23 protein-coding genes are annotated in these 21,469 nt (G+C 64.5%); 12 read left to right on the top strand and 11 right to left on the bottom strand.

The annotated features are described in order from the left end of the window. Nucleotide 1: 1 nt before the first annotated feature. Together ACZY0R_RS15095 and ACZY0R_RS15090 are read right to left on the bottom strand one after the other, a co-directional pair. A complete protein-coding gene (locus tag ACZY0R_RS15095; RefSeq protein WP_488859156.1) occupies nt 2–1,156 on the bottom strand; it encodes a UxaA family hydrolase in 1,155 nt (384 codons plus the stop codon). A gap of 4 nt (nt 1,157–1,160) precedes the next feature. Then, a complete protein-coding gene (locus tag ACZY0R_RS15090; protein WP_488859155.1) occupies nt 1,161–1,451 on the bottom strand; it encodes a UxaA family hydrolase in 291 nt (96 codons plus the stop codon). Between the two features lie 189 nt (nt 1,452–1,640). Between ACZY0R_RS15090 and ACZY0R_RS15085 the strand changes: the two genes are divergently transcribed. The 9 genes from ACZY0R_RS15085 to ACZY0R_RS15045 all read left to right on the top strand — a co-directional run bounded on the left by ACZY0R_RS15085 (nt 1,641) and on the right by ACZY0R_RS15045 (nt 9,537). Then, nucleotides 1,641–2,102, top strand: a complete 462-nt coding sequence (locus ACZY0R_RS15085; protein ID WP_488859154.1) for a hypothetical protein — start codon at nt 1,641–1,643, stop codon at nt 2,100–2,102. Continuing rightward, nucleotides 2,092–2,457 (top strand): hypothetical protein, encoded by a 366-nt coding sequence (locus tag ACZY0R_RS15080; protein ID WP_488859153.1) that lies wholly within the window; start codon nt 2,092–2,094, stop codon nt 2,455–2,457. The genes ACZY0R_RS15085 and ACZY0R_RS15080 overlap by 11 nt, the downstream gene beginning before the upstream one ends. A gap of 37 nt (nt 2,458–2,494) precedes the next feature. Next, a complete protein-coding gene (locus tag ACZY0R_RS15075) occupies nt 2,495–3,466 on the top strand; it encodes a zinc-binding dehydrogenase (RefSeq protein ID WP_488859152.1) in 972 nt (323 codons plus the stop codon). 53 nt (nt 3,467–3,519) lie between these two features. Further along, a complete protein-coding gene (locus tag ACZY0R_RS15070) occupies nt 3,520–4,314 on the top strand; it encodes a TauD/TfdA dioxygenase family protein (RefSeq protein WP_488859151.1) in 795 nt (264 codons plus the stop codon). 265 nt (nt 4,315–4,579) lie between these two features. Continuing rightward, on the top strand, nt 4,580–5,698 hold the full coding sequence (locus tag ACZY0R_RS15065) for a Re/Si-specific NAD(P)(+) transhydrogenase subunit alpha (RefSeq protein WP_488859150.1): 1,119 nt from the start codon (nt 4,580–4,582) through the stop codon (nt 5,696–5,698). A 10-nt stretch (nt 5,699–5,708) separates the two neighbouring features. Further along, nucleotides 5,709–6,044, top strand: coding sequence for an NAD(P) transhydrogenase subunit alpha part 2 (locus tag ACZY0R_RS15060; protein WP_488859149.1), 336 nt, complete (start codon nt 5,709–5,711; stop codon nt 6,042–6,044). Continuing rightward, nucleotides 6,041–7,510 carry an NAD(P)(+) transhydrogenase (Re/Si-specific) subunit beta gene (locus tag ACZY0R_RS15055; RefSeq protein WP_488859148.1) on the top strand — a complete coding sequence of 490 codons (1,470 nt, stop codon included), beginning with the start codon at nt 6,041–6,043 and terminating at the stop codon, nt 7,508–7,510. The genes ACZY0R_RS15060 and ACZY0R_RS15055 overlap by 4 nt, the downstream gene beginning before the upstream one ends. Before the next feature lie 87 nt (nt 7,511–7,597). Then, a complete protein-coding gene (locus ACZY0R_RS15050; RefSeq protein WP_488859147.1) occupies nt 7,598–8,383 on the top strand; it encodes an SDR family NAD(P)-dependent oxidoreductase in 786 nt (261 codons plus the stop codon). Between the two features lie 68 nt (nt 8,384–8,451). Beyond that, nucleotides 8,452–9,537, top strand: coding sequence for a phosphotransferase family protein (locus tag ACZY0R_RS15045; RefSeq protein WP_488859146.1), 1,086 nt, complete (start codon nt 8,452–8,454; stop codon nt 9,535–9,537). Between the two features lie 108 nt (nt 9,538–9,645). On the opposite strand, the gene ACZY0R_RS15040 is transcribed toward ACZY0R_RS15045, so the two are convergent. Further along, entirely contained in the window at nt 9,646–10,182 is a 537-nt protein-coding gene (locus ACZY0R_RS15040; protein WP_488859145.1) for a carboxymuconolactone decarboxylase family protein, read from the bottom strand. 140 nt (nt 10,183–10,322) lie between these two features. Here ACZY0R_RS15040 and ACZY0R_RS15035 point away from each other — a divergent pair, with 140 nt between their 5' ends. Next, nucleotides 10,323–11,288 carry an AraC family transcriptional regulator gene (locus tag ACZY0R_RS15035; protein WP_488859144.1) on the top strand — a complete coding sequence of 322 codons (966 nt, stop codon included), beginning with the start codon at nt 10,323–10,325 and terminating at the stop codon, nt 11,286–11,288. On the opposite strand, the gene ACZY0R_RS15030 is transcribed toward ACZY0R_RS15035, so the two are convergent. From ACZY0R_RS15030 to ACZY0R_RS14995, 8 genes are all read right to left on the bottom strand, one after another. Beyond that, complete coding sequence (locus ACZY0R_RS15030) at nt 11,285–12,223, bottom strand: 2-dehydropantoate 2-reductase (RefSeq protein ID WP_488859143.1); 939 nt, start codon at nt 12,221–12,223, stop codon at nt 11,285–11,287. The two genes, ACZY0R_RS15035 and ACZY0R_RS15030, sit on opposite strands and share 4 nt — an antisense overlap. A gap of 42 nt (nt 12,224–12,265) precedes the next feature. Then, nucleotides 12,266–12,814, bottom strand: coding sequence for a winged helix-turn-helix transcriptional regulator (locus ACZY0R_RS15025; RefSeq protein WP_488859142.1), 549 nt, complete (start codon nt 12,812–12,814; stop codon nt 12,266–12,268). 93 nt (nt 12,815–12,907) lie between these two features. Next, nucleotides 12,908–14,095: a thiolase family protein gene (locus ACZY0R_RS15020; protein ID WP_488859141.1), complete on the bottom strand. Its 1,188-nt coding sequence runs from the start codon at nt 14,093–14,095 to the stop codon at nt 12,908–12,910. Nucleotides 14,096–14,123: 28 nt separating this feature from the next. Continuing rightward, nucleotides 14,124–14,675, bottom strand: coding sequence for a DUF302 domain-containing protein (locus ACZY0R_RS15015; RefSeq protein WP_488859140.1), 552 nt, complete (start codon nt 14,673–14,675; stop codon nt 14,124–14,126). A gap of 74 nt (nt 14,676–14,749) precedes the next feature. Then, the gene (locus ACZY0R_RS15010) at nt 14,750–15,634 is read right to left on the bottom strand and encodes an FAD binding domain-containing protein (RefSeq protein WP_488859139.1); all 885 of its coding nucleotides are present in this window, start codon (nt 15,632–15,634) and stop codon (nt 14,750–14,752) included. Then, entirely contained in the window at nt 15,631–18,006 is a 2,376-nt protein-coding gene (locus ACZY0R_RS15005; protein ID WP_488859138.1) for a xanthine dehydrogenase family protein molybdopterin-binding subunit, read from the bottom strand. Before ACZY0R_RS15005 ends, ACZY0R_RS15010 begins: the two co-directional genes overlap by 4 nt. Next, the gene (locus ACZY0R_RS15000) at nt 17,999–18,508 is read right to left on the bottom strand and encodes a (2Fe-2S)-binding protein (RefSeq protein ID WP_488859137.1); all 510 of its coding nucleotides are present in this window, start codon (nt 18,506–18,508) and stop codon (nt 17,999–18,001) included. Before ACZY0R_RS15000 ends, ACZY0R_RS15005 begins: the two co-directional genes overlap by 8 nt. 100 nt (nt 18,509–18,608) lie before the next feature. Then, on the bottom strand, nt 18,609–19,076 hold the full coding sequence (locus ACZY0R_RS14995) for an SRPBCC family protein (RefSeq protein ID WP_052685927.1): 468 nt from the start codon (nt 19,074–19,076) through the stop codon (nt 18,609–18,611). A gap of 283 nt (nt 19,077–19,359) precedes the next feature. Between ACZY0R_RS14995 and ACZY0R_RS14990 the strand changes: the two genes are divergently transcribed. Together ACZY0R_RS14990 and ACZY0R_RS14985 are read left to right on the top strand one after the other, a co-directional pair. Then, the gene (locus ACZY0R_RS14990; protein ID WP_488859136.1) at nt 19,360–19,911 is read left to right on the top strand and encodes a TetR/AcrR family transcriptional regulator; all 552 of its coding nucleotides are present in this window, start codon (nt 19,360–19,362) and stop codon (nt 19,909–19,911) included. Between the two features lie 355 nt (nt 19,912–20,266). Further along, nucleotides 20,267–21,451 (top strand): acetyl-CoA C-acyltransferase, encoded by a 1,185-nt coding sequence (locus ACZY0R_RS14985; RefSeq protein ID WP_488859135.1) that lies wholly within the window; start codon nt 20,267–20,269, stop codon nt 21,449–21,451. The last annotated feature ends 18 nt before the right edge of the window (nt 21,452–21,469 follow it).

The raw sequence follows: 21,469 nt of genomic DNA, 5'->3' as shown, positions 1-21,469 counted from the left end.
CTCAGAGGCTAAGTGCAAATCGACTGATTGCGGTTTCCCTGATGTCGAGTATCTCGCTGCTGAGACGGGTGCCTGACGCCACATCCATGGCGTAGGCATACAGCCGATCGCCCACATCAGAAATTTTCTGTCCTTTCTCGAGGATCCCGCTCGCGTCGAAATCAATGTTATCGGCCATGGTTTCCAGCGTATTGACGTTGCCGCAAACCTTGACCGTCGGAGCGACCATGCTGCCGATCGGATTGCCGACCCCCGTACCAAAGAAGGTGAGCTGGCAACCGCCGGCGGCAAGTGCACTGAGATTTTCCACTGCCGCCGCCGGAGCGTCCATGAAATGCAGGCCTTTTTTTACCGGGGTCTCGCCGTAGCGCAGCACGCCGACCAGTGGGCTCGACCCGGCCTTGGCCATCGCGCCCAGCGCCTTCTCCTCGACCGTGGTCAGCCCGCCGCGCTTGTTGTCGGGCGATGGCTGGGATTCGCGCATGTCGACGCCGCGCTCGATCGCAAGGTTCTCCATGCCGCGGACCGCCTTGACGAAGGCATCCCTCACCGAATCGTCGACGGCGCGTTCTGCGAAGAGGTGCTCCGCGCCGATGAACTCGGACGTCTCGGAAATAATGATGGTGCCGCCTGCTTCGATCACCCGGTCGGCCAGACGGCCGATCGTCGGATTGCAGCTCAGGCCGGAGGTGGTATCCGAACCGCCGCACTCGACGCCCAGTACAAGGGCCGAAACCGGGCAGGGTTCGCGCCTGGCACGCGAGGCCGCAAGCGAAAGCTTCAAGGCCTTGCGGGTGCCGGCGGCAATGCAGTCGATCGTGCCATTCGGTTGCAGATGCACCGTTTCCACGGGTTTCCCCGTAGTCCTGATACGGCGTGCCACCTCCTCCGTCGACGAATCTTCAAGCCCCACCAGCAGGACTGCGGCGACATTGGGATTGCGTCCCAGTCCCGCCAGCGACTCATAAGCGAAATCCAGGTCCGCGCCGAACTGCCCACGCACGAACAAGGTGGTGACGGGGATGCAGCCGCTGACGGTTTGCGCGATGGTGCGCGTGACCGGGTTGCAGTTGTCCATCACGGAAATCACCGCTACCCAGTTGCGTACGCCAACTGCGTCGTTCTCGCGGCGGTAGCCAAGGAATGTCATTGCCATTTGCTTACCTCTTTTCCAGATCGCCGCGGGCGCGGGTCGACTCAATGTTGTGCACGTGCATGTGTTCGCCAGCCTTCAGGTTCCGGCTGGCCCGCCCGATGACCTGGCCGTACTTCAGGACATTGGCGCTCTGCGGGGTATCCGCGATACAGACCTTATGGCCGAACGGCACATCCTGGAGCAGGGTCATCTGGCCCGATGCCTCTCCTTGCAAGGTACAGGGCTCGCCGGCACGGCCGGCATCGAGCAGCGTGGCGACGTTGTCCGCCTGGTTGAGTACGATGGCACGTGGCATTTGCTGGATTCCTATATAGGTGTTTGATGTACTGTAGTTAACGGAAAGCCAGCATGTCAAGGCTTACTGGGGGAATCCACTAGTCAAAAAGTTAAAGTCCTATATAGAAGTTCTTGACAGCAAGGCGCGCTGTGCCTATCTTCACAACAAGGGCGGCACAGCAGTGCCCGCCAATTCAGGAGACAAGGCATGAAGGTGGCTTCCCACATGGAGAAGATTGCGAAACTCGAAGCATTGCGCGAACGCCTCGATCCTCTACAGGACTTCGAGCTGTGGTTCTGGACCGGGATGACGGCTGGCACGCACGCCGTGAATGCAGCACTCCATCATGCCGCCGTCACGCTGGACGACGACGTGTTCCCGACGCAGCCAGGCGCCTACCTGGTGCCACAGCCGGACGGATCGCTGCGTGCGGCATTCGGCCCGCTCGGCGATGTGCTGCACGTGGGCAGGCCGAAGATCGATGACCCTGTCCCGGAGGATGTGGCGGCGATGATGCATGAGATGGAGATCGTCGAACGCCATCGGGATCCCTGCCTGCGCGAGGGGGTGGCGCCGACGGCGGCCATTGCCGGGGAATGCGATGCTGCCCTTGCCCGTTGCCTGCGGCTACTGGCCTGCCGGATGCAAGGAGAAAACGATGCACGTTGACGCCCACCTCGCCATCGCGCGCCGGATCGAGCGCTCGCTGCAGAAGTGCGGCCCAGCCGACTACGAGATCAAGATCGAGGCCGCCATGCTGGCGGGCACGCACTGGTTGAACGCCGCGCTGCATCGCCTGCGTGCGAACCGGCCGGATAGCGACGTCTTTCACACTTACCTGCTGACCATCAACGAGTTCCGACGGCTCAGTATCGCGGACGGCGAGTTGATGCAGATGCTGGCCGAAATCGAGGATATCCGGCCGCCATTTGTCCGCGGCAACCTGGCGGGCGGCGAGCGCGCCGCCGAGCGCGCCCTTGAATTGCTGGCGCTGATCCGCGCGAAGGCCCTCGCCAGCGAGTGATCAATCTACTGCAGCACCATATGAAAAGGAGACCGCAGTGAAAGCAGTACGAGTCATACCGAGCCCTACCGGCGGCAAAGTGGAAATACAGGACATCCCAGCTCCGGTTGCTGGCGCCGGCCAGGTTCTGGTCAGGGTGCGTGCCGCCGGTCTTAACCGGGGCGAAATCAACCAGGCCCGCGAATTGCGCACGGGCAATACGATCACCGCGGGCGTCGAATTTGCCGGGGAGGTGGAAGCGGTCGGCGAAGGCGTGCACGGGTGGCGCGCGGGGGATCGGGTCATGGGCCACGGCCGTGCGTGCCAGGCCGAGTATGTGATTGCCGATCCACTGGCGCTGATGGCTGTGCCCGATGGTCTTTCCTGGATCGACGCCGCGGCGTTCCCCAATGTCTTCATCACGGCCCACGACGCAGTGGTGACCAATGGCCAGTTGCGCGCCGGCGAGGCAGTACTGATCAATGGCGCGTCCGGCGGCGTGGCCATGGCCGCGATCCAGATCGCTTCGCTGATGGGCGCCAAGCCGGTGATCGCCACATCGCGGTCGGCCGCCAAGCTCGATCGCCTGAGCCAGTTCGGTGTTGATGTGGGCATAAATTCATCGAGCGAATCCCAGGTCGATGCCGTCATGGCGGCCACCGACAATCGCGGGGTGGATCTCATTATTGACACCGTCGGCGGCCCGGTCTTCGAAGACAACATGAAGAGCCTCGCGGTCAAGGGACGGCTGGTCAATATTGCCCGATTGGGTTCGAACACGGCGCAGATCGACCTGAGCCTGCTCTGGCTCAAGCGGCTCACGCTGGTTGGCGTGACATTCCGTACCCGCTCCGAGCAGGAACGCCTGGAATGCATCCAGGCCTGTGCGCGCGACATGCTGCCGTTCCTGGCGGCTGGGCGGATCCGCCTGCCGATCGACCGTACCTTCCCGATGACTGCCATTGGCGAAGCGCACGCCTATATGCAGCAAGACCAGCACGTCGGCAAGATCGTTCTTGTCGTCGAGTAATCCAGTATTCCAGTATTCCCCCTACAGATTCGAGAAACGAACAGGAGACATCCATGAGTATCCAGATCACACCGCTCACCGGCTCGGTTGGCGCGTCGGTGGAAGGCGTCAATCTGAACGAACCGGTGAGCGACGCGACCTTCGAAGTGCTGCATCGGGCGTTCCTTGAATACGGCGTGCTGGTCTACCGCGGCCAAAAGCTTCAGCCCGAGGCGCAGATTGCCTTCGCCCGGCGCTGGGGCAAGCCAGTTCAGGGTAACCCGTTGCTGAAAGGCCTCTCGGACTTCCCGGAGCTCGCCCAGGTCACCAAAATTCCCAAGGAGACGGCATCCACCGAGGCCTGGCACTCCGACTCCATCTATACCGAGGTGCCGCCCAAGATCTCCATTCTTTCCGCGGTGGTGGTCCCGCGCGGCGGAGACACGATGTGGTGCAATCAATATCTGGCCTACGAGCGTCTGTCGCCCGCAATGCAACGCATGCTCGAAGGCCTGCGCGTGCGCTTCACGGGACTGCGGCTCGCCAGGATGACGGGGTCGGATGCGGTGCCCTCGGCGGTCCACCCGCTGGTGCGCACCCATCCGGAGACACACCGCAAGGCGCTCTATGTGGGGCATCCCGATACGGCTCACTCCATCGAGGGCATGACGCCCGCCGAAAGCCGGCCTTTGCTCGACTTTCTCTACGAACACTCGACCAGCCCCGATAACGTCTACCGCCATATGTGGCAGGAAGGCGATGTCGTGATGTGGGACAACCGGTGCACCATGCACTACGCCGTACACGACTACGGCGAGGCCGAGCGCATCCTGAACCGGGTGACGCTCGAAGGCGAAGTCCCCTGTTGACATGTGGACCTGTTGACCTGTTGACAAGCAGCGGGCCCGGCGGCGGCGCATTCGCGGCCGGTGCCCATGCTGTCGGCGGTTTCTTTCCAGCAAGTCCGGATCGAGACCCTGTCCCCAGATGCTAGCAACGGCTTCACGCGAGCCACGCGGGTTCTCCATGATCCGCCAAGGCCCTGCGTGGGGAAGCGCTTCTTGAATTGAAGGCGCCGGGCAGTCCGGTCACGAGGCCGCGCGACGGCAAGACAAGAGCATAGGAGAATACACAATGCAGATGGGTATCCCGACAGAAGTGCGGGCAGGCGAAGCACGCGTTGCCGCCACCCCGGAGACGGTCAAGAAATATGTAGCACAGGGCCACCAGGTTATCGTGCAAGCCGGTGCGGGATTGCGCGCCAGCCAGCCCGACGCTGCCTACGAGGCGGCCGGCGCCCGCATCGGCAGCGCCGCCGACGCATTGGGCGCGCAGTTGGTGCTCAAGGTCCGCGCCCCGACCCCGGCCGAGCTGGCCCGGATGAACGAAGGCTCTGTGCTGGTCGGCATGCTCAACCCGTTCGATGCGGAAAACAATGCCCGCATGTCTGCCGCCGGCATTGTCGGCTTCGCGCTCGAGGCGGCGCCGCGCACCACCCGCGCGCAGAGCATGGACGTGCTCTCCTCCCAGGCCAATATCGCAGGCTACAAGGCCGTGCTGGTCGCTGCCCACCACTATCAGCGCTTCATGCCGATGCTGATGACCGCCGCCGGCACCGTCAAGGCGGCGCGCGTGCTGATCCTCGGCGCCGGCGTGGCCGGCCTGCAGGCCATCGCCACCGCCAAGCGGCTGGGCGCGGTGATCGAAGCCTCCGACGTGCGTCCCGCCGTCAAGGAACAGATCGAATCGCTGGGCGGCAAATTCCTCGATGTGCCCTTCGTCACCGACGAAGAGCGCGAGATCGCGCAGGGCGTGGGCGGCTATGCCCGCCCCATGCCGCCCGACTGGATGCGGCGCCAGGCCGAACTGGTGCACGAGCGCGCCAAGGCCGCCGACATCGTCATCACCACCGCGCTGATCCCGGGCCGCCAGGCGCCGGTGCTGCTCAAGGAAGAGACCGTGAAGGCGATGAAGCCGGGCTCGGTAGTGGTCGACCTGGCCGCGGCGCAGGGCGGCAACTGCCCGCTCACGGTGGCCGACGAAGTGGTGGAGCGCCATGGCGTCACGCTGATCGGCCACACCAACCTGGCCGGCATGGTTGCGGCGGACGCTTCCGCGCTCTACGCGCGCAACGTGCTCGACTTCCTCAAGCTGATCACCGACAAGGATGGCAAGCTCGCCATCGATTTGAAAGACGACATCGTAGCGGCTTGCCTGATGACCAAGAGCCGTGAACTGGAACTGACAAGCTGAGGAGAAGTCGATGGAAATGGTGAACCACACGGTGATCAACCTGATCATCTTCGTACTGGCGATCTACGTGGGCTACCACGTGGTTTGGACGGTCACACCCGCCCTGCACACCCCGCTGATGGCGGTGACCAACGCAATCTCGGCCATCATCATCGTCGGCGCCATGCTGGCGGCCGGCCTGACCGAGGGGCCCGTGGGCCGCACCATGGGCGCGCTGGCGGTGGCGCTCGCCGCGGTCAACGTGTTCGGCGGCTTCCTGGTGACGCAGCGCATGCTGGAGATGTTCAAGAAGAAGGAACCCAAGACCAAGCCGGCGGGTGCCCATGGCAAGGAGGCCGCGGCATGAGCAATCTCGTGAGCATGAACCTCGTCACCCTGCTCTACCTGCTGGCCTCGGTGTGTTTCATCCAGGCGCTCAAGGGCCTCTCGCATCCCAGTTCCGCACGACGCGGCAACGCCTTCGGCATGACCGGCATGGCCATCGCGGCGGTAACCACGCTGGTGCTGATTGCCAAACTGAAGAACGACTTCGCGGCGGCAAGCACGGACCCGTCGTCGGTCGCCGAAGGCCTGGCGTTGATCTTCGGCGCGCTGGTGGTCGGCGGCGGCATCGGTGCCTACGTGGCCAAGAAGGTCGAGATGACCAAGATGCCCGAACTGGTGGCCGCCATGCATTCGCTGATCGGCCTGGCCGCCGTCTTCATCGCGGTGGCGGCGGTGGCTGAGCCAGCCGCCTTCGGCATTGCGCCAGCGGGCTCGCATGACATCCCCCTGGGCAACCGCATCGAGCTGTTCATTGGCTGCTTCGTCGGCGCCATTACCTTCTCGGGTTCGGTGATCGCCTTCGGCAAGCTGGCCGGGCGCTACAAGTTCCGGCTGTTCCAGGGCGCGCCGGTGTCCTTCGCCGGCCAGCACATGCTCAACCTGCTGCTGGCGGTGGCGATGATCGGCTTCGGCGTGGCCTTCTTCCTGTCGCAGGCCTGGATGCCCTTCCTGCTGATGCTGGCGATTGCCTTCGTGCTGGGTGTGCTGATCATCATCCCGATCGGGGGCGCCGACATGCCCGTGGTGGTGTCGATGCTGAACTCGTACTCGGGCTGGGCGGCCGCCGGCATTGGCTTCTCGCTCAACAACCCGATGCTGATCATTGCCGGCTCGCTGGTTGGCTCCTCCGGTGCCATCCTCTCGTACATCATGTGCCGCGCGATGAACCGCTCGTTCTTCAACGTGCTACTCGGCGGCTTTGGCAACACCGCGGCAGCCGCCACGGCCGGCGGTGCGGAACAGCGCAATGTCAAGGCCGGCTCGGCCGACGACGCGGCCTTCCTGATGAGCAATGCCGAGACCGTGATCATCGTCCCTGGCTACGGCCTGGCGGTGGCGCGCGCACAGCATGCGCTCAAGGAACTCACCGAGAAACTGGTCGAGAAGGGGGTGACGGTGAAGTACGCCATCCACCCGGTGGCGGGCCGCATGCCGGGCCATATGAACGTGCTGCTGGCCGAGGCCGAGGTCCCTTACGACCAGGTCTTCGAGATGGAGGACATCAACAGCGAGTTCGGCCAGGCCGACGTGGTGCTGGTGCTGGGCGCCAACGACGTGGTGAACCCGGCCGCCAAGACCGATCCCGGCTCGCCGATTGCCGGCATGCCGATCCTGGAAGCCTACAAGGCCAAGACCATCATCGTGAACAAGCGTTCGATGGCGGCGGGCTACGCGGGCCTGGACAACGAACTGTTCTACATGGACAAGACCATGATGGTGTTCGGCGACGCCAAGAAGGTGGTCGAAGACATGGGCAAGGCGGCCTGAGGCAGCTTTGGCTGGCCGCCATAGCCCGTAGGCGACGGGTGGCCGGGCAACACCGGCATCCATTCTGGCAATCAAAGGAGATTTTGCATGAAAGCGCATCCCGCCCCTAACCCGTTTGCCGACCTGGAGGGCAAGGTCGCGCTGGTGACTGGCGCATTCGGCGGCCTGGGCCGGCACTTCGCCCTGACCCTGGCGCGTGCCGGATGCCGGGTTGCACTGGCCGGACGGCGCGTCGGCGAAGGCGAGCCATTGCTTGCCGCGCTCCGCGAGGAAGGCGCTGAAGGCTGCGTGGTTTCGCTCGACGTCAGGGACCCCGCCTCGGTGGCGTCGGCCTTCTCGGCTGCGGCCAGCGCGTTGGGCACGGTCGACATCGTGGTCAACAGCGCAGGCATTGCTGTCACGCGTCCCGCCATCGAGGTGGCGGAGGACGAATGGCAGAGCGTGATCGACACCAATCTGAGCGGCGCGTGGCGGGTGGCACAGCATGCGGCGCAGATGATGCGCGATGGCGGCAAGGGCGGCAGCATCGTCAACATCGCCTCGATCCTTGGTATGCGCGTTGCCCAGCAAGTGCCCGCCTATACCGCGGCCAAGGCTGGACTGATTCACCTGACACGGTCGCTCGCGCTGGAATGGGCGCGGTATGGTATCCGCGTCAATGCGCTGGCACCGGGGTATTTCGAAACCGACATCAACCGGAGCTTTTTCGAGACCGATAGCGGCCAGGCACTGGTCAAACGGATCCCGCAACGCCGGCTTGGGCAGCCGGAGCAACTCGACGGCGCGCTGCTCCTGCTGGCATCGAACGCTTCGGATTACATCACTGGCGCCGTATTGCCGGTGGATGGCGGGCACATGGTCAGCACGCTTTAGCCTGAAGCGAACGACACAACCAATCGAAGAGACCCCGTGGTGGCTCGGGGCACAGGGAGACAGACACGATGACGCATGCCAGCGCGCAACGCGAGACCGCCCCGGCGGATAAACACCCGCCGGATCTGGATTGCACCAGGCTGGCAGTCTTGCTGCACGGACAGGGCCTGATCGAGCGGCCCTCGCTCATGGCGGAACGGCTGGCCGGCGGCCAGTCCAATCCCACCTATCGGATTTGGTGCGAAGGGCAGCAATATGTACTGCGCACCAAACCGCCCGGCAAGCTGTTGTCGTCCGCCCATGCCATTGACCGCGAATATCGCGTGATGCATGCACTGCGGGAAAGCGAAGTGCCCGTCCCGCGACTGTTCCTCTACAGCGAGGATGCGTCGATCCTGGGCAGCCCCTTCTACGTCATGGAGTTCCTGCAAGGCAGGGTGATGTTCGACCAGTCGCTGCCCGGCCTGTCGCGTGGGGAACGCACGGCGATCTACCGGGAAATGAACCGGGTGATAGCGGCATTGCATCGGGTCGACTATCAAAAGGCAGGTCTCGCCGACTATGGCAAAAGCGGAAACTACATCGCACGCCAAGTGAGCCGCTGGGCACGCCAGTGCCAGGACACCGGCACGGACGGCAATACCGCGCTGGCGGCCCTGGCGGACTGGCTTCCACGCCATCTTCCGCCGGAACACCAGACCAGCCTTGTCCACGGCGACTTCCGCATGGACAACCTGCTCTTTCATCCAACCGAGCCGCGCGTACTCGGTGTCCTGGATTGGGAACTATCGACGCTAGGCCACCCGGTGGCCGACCTTGCCTACCAGTGCATGGGCTGGCATATCCCGGCATCGCTCTGGCGCGGCATTGGCGGGTTGGACCTGCACGACCTGGGCATTCCGGACGAGGCCACCTACATTCAATGGTATGGCAATGCCAACGGCATGCAGGAGATGGAACATTGGGACTTCTACCTCGCCTATAACTTCTTCAGGCTGGCCGCCATCATGAACGGTATTGCGCGGCGTGCGGAAGGTGGCAATGCGGCAGCCGCGGATGCGCTGGAAACCGGCCGCAAGGCAAGGCCGCTTGCAGAACTGGGCTGGGAATATGCGACCCGCTACGGGGCAACGCGGTTAGGCGGCGGCAATTGAGCCTAGCATCGTCTTCCCAGCGCATGAAGCGGCCTGATCGTGCCAGTCCGCTTGCAGGCCAGCGGGTAGCCGGGCGCTTCGCCCGGCCATCCCCGGCTGGCCTCCCCCTCACGCCACCTTCGGGAAATCCACCACCGTATCGTTGACGCGATTGACCATATTGGTGAACAGGATCGCACTGACCGCCTGGATGGCCTCGATGATCTGGCGGTCGGTATAGCCGGCTTCGCGCACATTGGCGACAGCGCTGGCGGGCAACGTGCCGGCGGTCTTCACCAGGGCCAGCGCAAAGCGGACCAGGGCGTCGATCTTGCTGTCTTCCGGGTAGCTGCCGGCGCGCAGTTCGCGTGTCTGCTCCGCGCTGTAGCCCGCCATCTTGCCGGTCATGGTGTGCGCGGCGACACAGTAGTCACAAGCCGAGGCTTCGCTGACAGAGAGATTGATGGCCTCCAGTTCGCGGGCGCTGAGGGTGGAGTTCTTCAGCAACGCCCCGGTTTGCAGCACGTTGGCAAGCACCTCGGGGGCATTGCTGCCGATGACCAGATAGGCGTTGGGCACCTTGCCGACGGCGCTCTTGATCGCGCCGAACAGTTGGGCGGTCTGGCCGGTGGCTTCGGTGGCGTTGATGGTGTGAAGACGGGACATGATGGACTCCGGTTAGTTTGGTCAATGGATCGCGCCGTGTTTGTTGCGCTGCTTCCATGAACTGAAGTCTAGGCTTCCATCTTGTTATTTACCGCATACAATAGTCGCAATATCTTGCCCCATCGTCTCAACATCCCGTCATGGACGCCTTGACCGAACTGGTGCGCATGCTGGCTCCCGCAGGCACCGTGGACCTGCACTGCCTCTTCGCCGGCAACTGGCACGTGGACAACGCGGCGGCACCGCCCGGACACCTCCCCTATCACATCATCCTGGGCGGGCAGGCGCGCGCGCTGGTGGAGCAGGATGCGATTGCCCTGGGCGCGGGCGATGTGCTGCTGTTTCCCCATGGCACCGCGCACACGCTGCGCAGCCTGCCGGACGGCGCAGCGCCCGGCGGCGCGGACATGCCGGCCCAGCGGACGCGCTTCAACGGCTTGCTGACGGAAGTGACGGTGCCCGGCGACGAGCGTCCGCTGGATATGTTGTGCGGCACCTTTGTGCTGGGCTTGCCGGGCACCATGCTGTTGCGCAACCTGCCCCCCGTGCTGCGCATCGCCACCGCCGAACGCGCCGATTGCGCCTGGCTGGATGCCTTGATCGACATGATGCGCAACGAAGCCCAGGCGCCGGAGCCGGGCGGCATGGCGGTCATCGCGCAGCTTTCCACCGCCTTGCTGACCTTGCTGCTGCGCGCCCTGATCGCCCAGGGCGGGGTCACGCACAGCCTGCTGGCGCTGATGGCCGACGTGCGCATGTCCAGGGCGATCGATGCCGTGCTGCGCGCACCCGCCGAGCCGTGGTCGGTGGCGTCGCTGGCCGAGGTGTGCAATGTGTCGCGCGCGACCTTTGCCCGGCGCTTTACGCAGCTCAGCGGCGAGACACCGCTGCAGCTGGTCACCACCTTGCGCATGGAAATGGCCGCCCGCCTGCTGACGCAAGACCGCGATTCCGCGGCCAGCATCGGCGAGCATTGCGGCTACGCCTCCGAGGCGGCATTCGGGCGGGCCTTCAAGGCGTATTTCGGCATGGGGCCAGGCGCGTTCCGGCGCGAGGCGCGGGAACGCCGCGCCGCCGCCGCCGTGGCGGCGGACGCCAGGGGCTAGGCCGCGGCGCGCCGGGCTTCGTAGACCTGCAGGTGGGCATAGGCGATGCGCGCCAGCGGCGCGTCATGCCCAAGGCGCGCAGCGCGCTGCGCCATGTCGCCGACAATGTCGAGCGCCTCCAGGCGGGGCGCGCCCTGCGCGATGTCGCGCATCATCGAGGCGGCCCATGTCGAGGTCTCGTCCAGCAGCCGCGCGGCCATCGCATCGGCCACCGGCTCGGGCAACGCATGGCCGGACAAGCGCGCCACCGCCGCGCACTCGTCCATGGCCTGCCGCATCAGCGCCCGTCCGTCGGCCGTCTTGACGATCTCGCCGACGGTGCCGCGCATCAGGCACGTCATCAGCGCACCGGCCGAGATCATCACCCACTTGTTCCACAGCGCCTGGTCGATCGCCGGCGATAGTTCGCGCGTGCCAGGCGTGCTCGCGGCGAGCGCATGAAATGCGCCGGCCAGGGCTTGCGCCGGTTTAGCACGGGCGCCCACGACGAGTCTGTCGACCGCCCCCTGGTGCACCACCGCGCCGGAAGCGTCCAGCGTGGTCGCGATGTAAGAGACACCGCCGAGCACCCTTTCCCGGCCGTAGCGCGCATCCAGCGTCTCATACGCGCGCAGGCCATTGACCAGCGGCAGGATCGCCGCGCCCTTGCCGTGGGTGCCGTCCAGCGCCGGGTCCAGCGCTTGCATCGCGCTGGCCAGGTCGTAGGTCTTGCAGGCCAGCAGGACGAGATCGTAGTCCGCCCCGACGTCACCGGAGAGCACGGTCTTTACGGTGGCATGGATGTCGCCAAGCTCGCTGCGCACGACCAGGCCGTCCCTGGCCAGCACCTCGGCGCGCCGTGGCCGCACCAGGAACGTGACATCGGCCCCCGCCTGCATCAGCCGTCCACCGTAGTAACCGCCCATGGCGCCAGCGCCCAGGACCAGAATCTTCATGACGTTCCCCGCTTCGATGGATGGGATAAATAAAAAAACTGCCTATGAGGCGCCGCTCCCGGCAAGCTCGCCGCCTGCCTGCGCCGCGTCCTCGCCGCCCGACAAGTAGCCGGCAGCGGATTCGAGCCGCCGGCGCATGCCGTCTCCGGCGGCAGGACCGGGCACCAGCGCGTGCCGCGCGAAACTCAGGCGCTCACCCGTGCCGGCGTCCACCAGCACCGGTTCGACGACCTTGCCGGTTTCCTTGTCGAGCAACTCCACGCTGGGACCTTCCGGCGCAAAGTGCTTATTGCCCCAGGCCAGCATGGCCAGCAGCACGGGCAGGAAGTCGCGCCCGCACTGGGTCAGGACATACTCATAGCGCGGCGGCTTCTCGGAGTACTGGCGGCGCTCCAGCAAGCCCTCCTCCACCAGCGCGGTCAGGCGGCGCGTGAGCATATTGGGGGCGATATCCAGGTTCTTCTGGAAGTCGTCGAAACGCCGTGCGCCATAGAACGCCTCGCGCATCAGCAGCATGCTCCACCACTCGCCAACCCGTTCCAGGCCACGGGCGATGGGGCATTGCATGTTCCTGAAGGTCTTTCTTTGCATGGTCGAGGGCTCCAATCCGGCATCGTGATACTTTCAACATGATAGCTGGTTTGAAACACCGCCATGCCGGAAAAACCGCCCTGCCGGTGCCGCTTAATCCAGGATTTCAAGCGCCAGCGCAATGCCCTGCCCACCCCCGATGCACAGCGTCACGATGCCCCGGCGTACCCCATCCGCGCGCATCGAATAGAGCAGGCGCGTGGTCAGCACTGCCCCGGTCGCGCCAATCGGGTGGCCATGCGCGATGGCGCCCCCTTCCACGTTGATGATGTCGAGCGGCAGCCCGAGTTCGCCCGCGACCGCCAGCGGCACCGCCGCGAAGGCTTCATTGATCTCGATCCGCCCGATATCGCCCAGCGTCCATTGCGCGCGCTGCAGCGCCTGGCGCACGGCGGGCACGGGGCCAAGGCCGAACAGACCCGGCTCGACCGCGCCGACGCCGTAGGCCACCAGCCGCGCCATCGGTGCCATGCCCTGGCTCTCCGCCAGGGAGCGTTCGGCGACGAGCATGGCAGCCGCGCCGCTATTGAGCCCCGGCGCATTGCCCGCGGTGATGGTGCCATCCTTGCGGAACGCGGGGCGAAGCTTGCTGAGAATCTCGAATGTGGTGTCCGGCCGGTTTGCCTCGTCCACGCTGAACATCGCCGTCCCGCCCTTCGCCTTCACTGGAACGTCAACGATCTGCTCCACGAAACGGCCTTGTTCCTGCGCGCGGGCAAAGCGGCTCTGCGAGCGCTCCGCCCAGCGGTCCTGTTCATCGCGGCCAATCTTGTTGCGGGTCACCAGATCCTCGGTATGCCAGCCCGAGTGCTCGCCCGAGAAGGCATCTACCAGCCCGTCGCGCAGCATGCTGTCCTGCAGCACCGCGTCGCCCATGCGGCTGCCCCAGCGGCCGGCGGGCATCAGGTAGGGGGCCTGGTCCATGTTCTCCATGCCGCCGGCAACCGCCACGTCGACATAGCCAAGCCAGATTTCATCTGCGGCGCTGGCGATGGCCTGCGCGCCGGACCCGCACACGCGGTTGACGGTCATCGCGGGCAACGACACCGGCAGGCCCGCGCCGATGGCGGCCTGCCGTGCCGGATTCATCCGGTTGCCCGCCTGGATCACATTGCCGAACACCACGCTGCCGATCCGTTCCGGGTCCAGCCCGGAGCGGCGGACCGTCTCGCGGATGACGGCCGCGCCGAGTTCGGTCGCAGGTGTTGCCTTCAGCGAACCGTTATAGGACCCGATCGCAGTACGGACGGGGTGGCATAACACGACTTCTCTTGCTTTCATCACATCTTCCTTTGTTTGTGAACATCTGCTATTGCCCCGCCTGCTGTTGGGCGGCCAGCAATGCCGCATGCTCGATCACCTTCTGGAGCTTGCTGTCAAGCGCGCGCGCCACCGCCAGGACGTCGGCGTCGCCAAACTGCCCGAACAGCGTCGACGGCTGGTCGAACTCCACCCTCACCGCGCCCGGCTGCGCTTCGTAGACCAGCACAGACAGCGGAGCGTAGAGTCCGGCGCGGATGTCGTGGCGCGTCATCTGGAACGCTATCCTCGGGTTGCCCACGTGATAGCGCCTGGCCTTGCGCTGCGCTCCGGCGAGAGCGAACAGGGCGCCGTGGTTTTGCACGGCAAAGATCATCAGGCCCTGCTCGCCTTCCATCTGCCTGATTCGCGCCTCCGCCGCGACGGGGTCGCTGGCAAGCGCGGCAGAAACCGTGGGATCGAACCTGCCGAGGATGGCTTCGAAGTTGCGGGTAAAGTGTTCATAGCCGACGCTGATTTCAAGATCCTCGTGCGTGACGCTCACCTGCCGGGACGAGGCGAACTTGATCAGGGCGGCCGGGGTCATCGCGGTGGGGTTCATCGAGGTCGGTTCTCCACAGTTTGCAGCCCCGCTAGCCAGCGCGAGCGTCAGCGCCGAAGCAGGGCCGAGGGTTTTCAGGTTTCGGAACATGTCTTGCCTTCCCGGTTGCCTGCGCAAGCATCCGCCAGCGCCCGCTTCAGCATGACGCGACCGAGTTGAAGCCGGTACCCCGCATCGGCAAAGCTGTCCTCCAGGGGAGCCACGCCGTCGAACGCCGCGGTGGCGATACGCTCAATGCCATCCTGGCCGCCCCCCAAGCCTTCGCCCAGCAAGGTCTCGGCGGCATGGGCGCGAAACGGTGTGTCGGCTACGCCAGTGATCCCGATCGTCCCGCCCACGCACTTGTCCCCGGTGAAGCGTAGCGCGACCGCTGCGGCAGCCACGGCGTAGCCAGACGACGGATGGCGGAATTTCCGGTAGCCAACCCGGACCGCGGCCGGCAACGGAATATGGATGCGGGTGAGTATCTCGTCCGGCTGTACTGCCGAGGCCATGAAGCCCACAAAGAACTCCCGCGCCGGAACGCGCCTCGTTCCTTTAGCGCCAACCACCTCCATGACCGCCTCGAGCGCCAGCACCGCGGCCGGCCAATCCGCCGACGGATCGGCATTCACCAGGGATCCGCCGATCGTTCCGCGATTCCGTACCGCCGGGTCCGCGATGACATGGGCAACCAGGGCAAACAGCGGAGCCAGCGCCGTGAGCTGGCTGTCGGCCGCCAGTTCGGCATGCGTGGTGGCGCTGCCGATCGAGATGTAATCAGGGTGGACCTCGACGCCCCTCAACTCGGGAAGACGGCCGATATCGACCAGGAACGAAGGCCTGGCCAACCGCAGCTTCATCATGGGCACCAGCGAATGGCCTCCGGCCAGGAGCTTCGCATCGGCATCGCCGGACAATAGCGAGAGCGCATCCTGCACGCTGCTGGCTCGGACATATTCGACTTCGTAAGGAATCATGCCGCGCTCCTGCTGGCCTCATGGATCGCGCGCCAGATCTTGGGCGGCGTCAGGGGCATATCGAGATGGGAAATGCCGAATGGTTTCAAGGCATCGCATACCGCCGCCACCACCGCCGGCGGCGCGCCGACGCAACCCGCTTCGCCAATGCCCTTGACCCCCAGCGGGTTCGTGGGCGAGGGCGAGACATGAAAGCTGGTGCGCATGCGGGGAACCTGCTCGATCCGCGGGAAGCCATAGTCGAGCAGCGAGCCTGACAGCAACTGGCCCGCCTCGTCATACTTCGCCTCTTCGAAGAGCGCCTGCCCGATACCTTGCGCGATCCCGCCATGCATCTGGCCATGGCAGAGCATGGGATTGATCAGCACGCCGACGTCGTCGACCGCGACATAATCGAGGATCTTCACCATCCCGGTTTCGGCATCCACCTCCACAACGACCGCATGGCAGCCATTGGGCGCGCCCATCGAGGTGGGCTCGTAGAACACGCGCTCTTCCAGTCCGGGCTCGACGTCCCTGGGCAATTTGCTGGCGACATAAGCCATGCGCGCAACCTGCGAGAATGCAACGGTCTTCCCCCCCTCGGCGGCCCTGAACTCGCCGTCGGCGTAGCGCACGTTCTCTGCGGCGGTTTCCAGCATGACTGCCGCGATCGTGCGCGCCTTGGCGAGGATCTTTCCGGCCGCAACGTAGGCAGCGGAACCGCCTACGGGCATGGAACGGGAGTTGAACGTGCCATGGCCGGCAAGCACGCGATCGGTGTCCCCCTGCACCACATCGACATCATCCATCGGCAACTGCAGGACTTCCGCCACGATCTGGGCATAGCTGGTGGCGTGGCCATGCCCCTGGGGCATCGATCCGCTGAACAACGTCACCTTGCCATCGGAATGCACGCGGATGTGGGCGCTCTCCCAGCCGCCGCGATCGAAGCCGACCTTCTGCAGCATGGCGGAGATGCCCATGCCAACGAGTTCCAGATAGCAGGTCACGCCGATGCCAATGTACTTGCCCTGCAGGCGCATCGCGGCCTGCCGTTGCCGCCAGCCCGCGTAGTCGATCAGCTCGGTGGCACTATCCAGGCAAGCCTGGTAGTCGCCGCTGTCCCACTTGCCGCGCGCACTGCTATGCGGCTGATAGGGAAACTGGTCGGCCCGCACCAGGTTGCGGCGACGTAGCTCGACCGGATCGATGTCCAGCGCCCCTGCCACCGCGTCCATCATCCGTTCGACGATATAGGCCGCCTCGGGCCGCCCTGCTCCGCGATAGGCATCGACCGGCGTGGTATTGGTCGTGACCAGGTTGACTTCGACGTCGACCGAGGTGATCTGGTAATTGCCCGTGACATAGCTGGCCGTGTTGACCGTCGGAATGCCGGTGGCCATATTGGACAGATAGGCCCCAAGGTTGGCGAACGACCGCACCTTGATGCCCAGCACCTTGCCGGAATCCTTGACCGCTGCTTCGACATACTCCACATGCGCGCGGCCGTGCGTGGTGGCCACGTGATTCTCGCTGCGCGACTCGGTCCAACTCACCGGACGGCCGAAATGCCTGGACGCAAAGGCCACCAGCACCTCTTCCGCATAGAAATGCATCTTTGCCCCGAACCCGCCGCCGATGTCGGGCGCGACGATGCGAATGCGATGCTCGGGCCAGCCCAGCGCTTCGGAAAGCCAGCGCCTCGACATATGCGGCACCTGGGTCGGTACGATGAACGTCAGCCGCTCGTCGGCCCGATCGTAACTGGCGCACAGCGCGCGCGGCTCCAGCGGACTGGGAATCAGGCGCTGGTTGACCAGCCGGATGGAGACCACGCGGTCAGCCTCCTTGACCGCGTCCTCATAGCTGCCGCCTTTGACGCGGTAGACACCGATCAGGTTGCCCGCCACATTGGCGTGGAGTTGGGGCGCCTGCGGCAGCAGCGCCGCCTCCGCATCGACCACCACCGGCAACTCGTCGTAGTCAACCGTCACCAGTTCCGCCGCGTCAGCCGCCAGTTCGCGCGTTGCGGCCAGCACCATCGCCACGGCCTCGCCAGCGTAGCGCACCCGATCGGCGGCCAATGGCGGATGGGCAGGCACCTTCGAATCGCCCACCACCCAGTTCGGACGGATATCGCCAACTTTTCCCTGGATATCCGCATGGGTCAAGACACCCACCACCCCGGGCAACGCCAGCGCGCCGGCCGTGTCGATGCGGAGAACGTTCGCATGGGCAAACGGTGACCTCACGAAAGCGGCGAATACCATGCCCGGGAACTGGAAGTCATCGGTGTACTTCCCTCGGCCGCCCATCAGCCGATGGTCTTCCCTGCGCTTGATGGACTTGCCGATATAGGTCCGCGTGGCGTCATGCAAGCCTTCACTCATGGCAGGCCTCCCCGATGGCAACCGCCTCGCCTTCCCGCAGCGTTGCAGCAGCAAGCAACACGGCATCGACAATATTCTGGTAGCCGGTACAGCGGCACAGATTGCCGTGCAGGGCCTCCCTTACCGCGTCCTCCGATGGATCGCGCACGCGCAGCAGCAGCGCCCGCGCGGCAAGCAGCATGCCCGGCGTACAGAATCCGCACTGGAGACCGTGCAGTTCGTTGAATGCTTGCTTTAGCGCTGTGACGGTCGGGTCGCATTCCATGCCTTCGATGGTATGGATCGATACCCCCTCCGTCTGCACGGCAAGCACCGTGCAAGACCTGACGGTCTCCTGATCGAGCAGCACCGTGCATGCGCCGCACTGGGAGGTATCGCAACCGATATGCACCCCGGTCAGGCGCATCGAGTCCCGAAGCATGTGGACCAGGAGTTGTCTCGGCTCCACCTCACGCGTCTCGCTCGCATCATTGATGGTGTTGTGTAGCTGCACTTTTTCCACCTTATCTCCTTTGGCCCCTTCACCATTCCCTGAGGCGGCGACCTATAGAATTATGATCATCATACTAAAGAACGAAGAAAGCCGATGGGGCCACGCTTCGTCACAACATCGCACGGCCCCCGTCACCGCCTTCCATCACCAGCCGCTCGAACCGCGCAAAGAAATCCGCAAGGAACTTGTTGGCTACCGCGCCCACCAGCCGCGAACCGATCTGGGCCAATTTGCCGCCCATTTGGGCGACAGCGGCATAGTGCAGAGAGGTGCCGCCATCAGTGTCCTCCAGGTGGACATCGGCGCCAAGCTTGCCGAAGCCCGCTATCCCGCCCGTGCCGCTGCCTTCGATACGATAGCCAATGCCCTCCCGCAGATCGGAGAATCGCGCGGTCCCCTTGAAGCGGGCCTTGATGGGGCCGATCGCAGCCACGATCACCGCGTCGTAGCTGTCGTCATCCGCCTTTTCGTACTGCTCGCATCCCGGCAAGCACTTTTGTAGCGTGAGCGGATCGTTCAAACGCCGCCACACTTCCGCCCGGGGCGCCTTGATTACCTGTGTGCCAGTCAGCTCCAATTTCATCTCCTCCGCACCAATGTATCCTGTGTCTACATCGTAGGCATGCGATCCGGCATCGTCAAGAAATGCGAAGGATTTCGACCTCAGTGCTAACCCTAGGGAAAAGGGCCACGCGACGCCGCATGCTCCTTCCCCTCCGCTGTCTCCATTACCACTATGCAATGATGATCGTCATACTATAGACTACAGAGGGACGTTCAATGAACGCAGAGTCCGATTTCCTCATGCGTTGCGATGAGGTCGGTAGCCGAGCCAATTTTCTATGTGACGGAGTCCAATCGTGCGTTACCCACCGGATCACAAAGCCGAAACCCGGAAGCAGATCGTAGAAACGGCCTCCACCGAGTTTCGCGCACACGGTGTCAATGGTGTCGGCATTGCGCAGCTGATGAAGAGTGCTGGCCTTACCCATGGCGGCTTTTATGCGCACTTCGACTCCAAGGACGACCTGGTCGCCGATGCGATCGACGCTGCGTTCGACCAGACCATGGCCTTTCTCGGAGAGGCCGCGTCCGAGGCACCACAGAGGCAGCGCAAGCGTGCCATCCTTCACTCCTATATGAGCAAGAAGCATCGCGACCATACCGAACGAGGTTGCGCGATCGCCGCCCTGGGCACTGACGTTGCAAGACTCGATGCCAGGACGCGCCGGCGATTCGAGGCCCGGGTCGACTCGCTGATCCGGTTGATCGCGGGAAACGAGAGCCAGTCCGCGCGCGAAGATGCAATTGTCATGCTCGCCACGATGGTAGGCGGCCTGGTGCTCGCGCGTGCCGTACGCGCGGAAGCGTTGTCCACGGAAATCGTGGAGGCCGTACAGGCATCTCGATAAGAACGGAACGCGCCCCCCCCCTTCAATTTCCACATCACGGCGGCTTCGTCGTCGTGCATTTCCCCGCTTGCGATCGACGCGATCGCGTCGATCGCCGGCACCCGCCCCTCTCACGAACACACCGCCTGATCGAGGTTAACCCGCGTCCCGGCGTTGATGCCTTGACCTCGCGATACTCGATCACTAGCATGTAGACAGTGGATACACCGATGAAGTCAATCGGTCGTCGCGGAGAAGGAATTAACTTGCCTCATGCCATTCTCCGCTCGATTCGCCCACATGTATCCACTGTCTATATTTGCCGTGCGCCCAAATTGGAAATGCGCATGCGCCTGTCAATACCAAAGGAGAACTTATGTCTCGCGCAGTCATCGTTTCGTACGCCCGCACCCCTATCGGCAAAGCCGGACGCGGAGCCTTCAACCAGACGCATGGGGCCACCATGGCAGGACACGCGATCGAGCACGCGGTCAGCCGGGCGCGGCTCGAAGGCGCCGAAGTCGAGGACATCATCTTTGGCTGCGGCCAGCCAATTGCCGTCACGGGCGGCAACATCGCCCGCGCGGCCGGCATTCGCGCTGGCCTGCCGGTTTCGGTGAGCGGGACGACGCTCACGCGCTTCTGCGCTTCCGGTCTGCAAGCGGTGGCCTTCGCCGCTCAGCGGGTGTTGATCGACAAGGTCCCGGTCATGGTGGCGGGCGGCGTCGAATCGATCAGCCAGTCGCAGCCGGTCACCCTCAAGACGGCCCGGCAGGAAGCCTGGCTGGCCGAGCACCGGCCGGATGTGTACCTGCACATGATCGATACCGCCGAGATTCTGGCCAAGCGTTATGGCATGTCGCGGGAACGGTCCGATGCCTTTTCGCTGCGCAGCCAGCAGCTTACCGACAAGGCCCAGCAGGCCGGGCTGTTCAGGGATGAGATCGTGCCGCTTGCCACGATCAAGGGCGTAACGGACAAGGCGACCGGTCAAACGGTCACCGAGGCGTGCCTGCTCGAAGCGGACGAAGGGAACCGGCCGGACACCACACTGGAAAAGCTCAGCGCCTTGCCCCCGGTGAAAGGTGAGGGATACCAGGTGACCGCCGGCAATGCCAGCCAGTTGTCGGACGGCGCAGCGGCACTCGTGGTGATGTCGGAGAAGGAAGCGGAGCGGCGCGGCCTGGAGCCCCTAGGCTACTTCATCGGCCTGGCCACCGCGGGCGTGGAACCGGACGAGATGGGCATTGGCCCGGTGCGCGCCGTGCCGCGTCTGCTGGAACGCAATGCACTCACCATCGACGATATCGACCTGTGGGAACTCAACGAAGCGTTCGGCTGCCAGGCCTTGTATTGCATCGACCAGCTCGGGCTGCCGGAAGAGCGCGTCAACGTCAATGGTGGCGCCATTGCGATCGGCCACCCCTATGGCATGACCGGCGCGCGCCAGGTAGGCCACATCCTGCTGGAGGGCCGGCGCCGCAAGGCGAAGTATGGCGTGGTGACCATGTGCGCCGCCGGCGGTATGGGTGCGGCCGGCCTGTTCGAGTTCATCCACTAAGCGGCACGTCAGTACATC

This window comes from Cupriavidus sp. F041, from assembly GCF_057814235.1.
The sequence above is the reverse complement of the archived record's forward strand: the minus strand, read 5'-3'. Positions and strand labels throughout refer to the sequence as shown.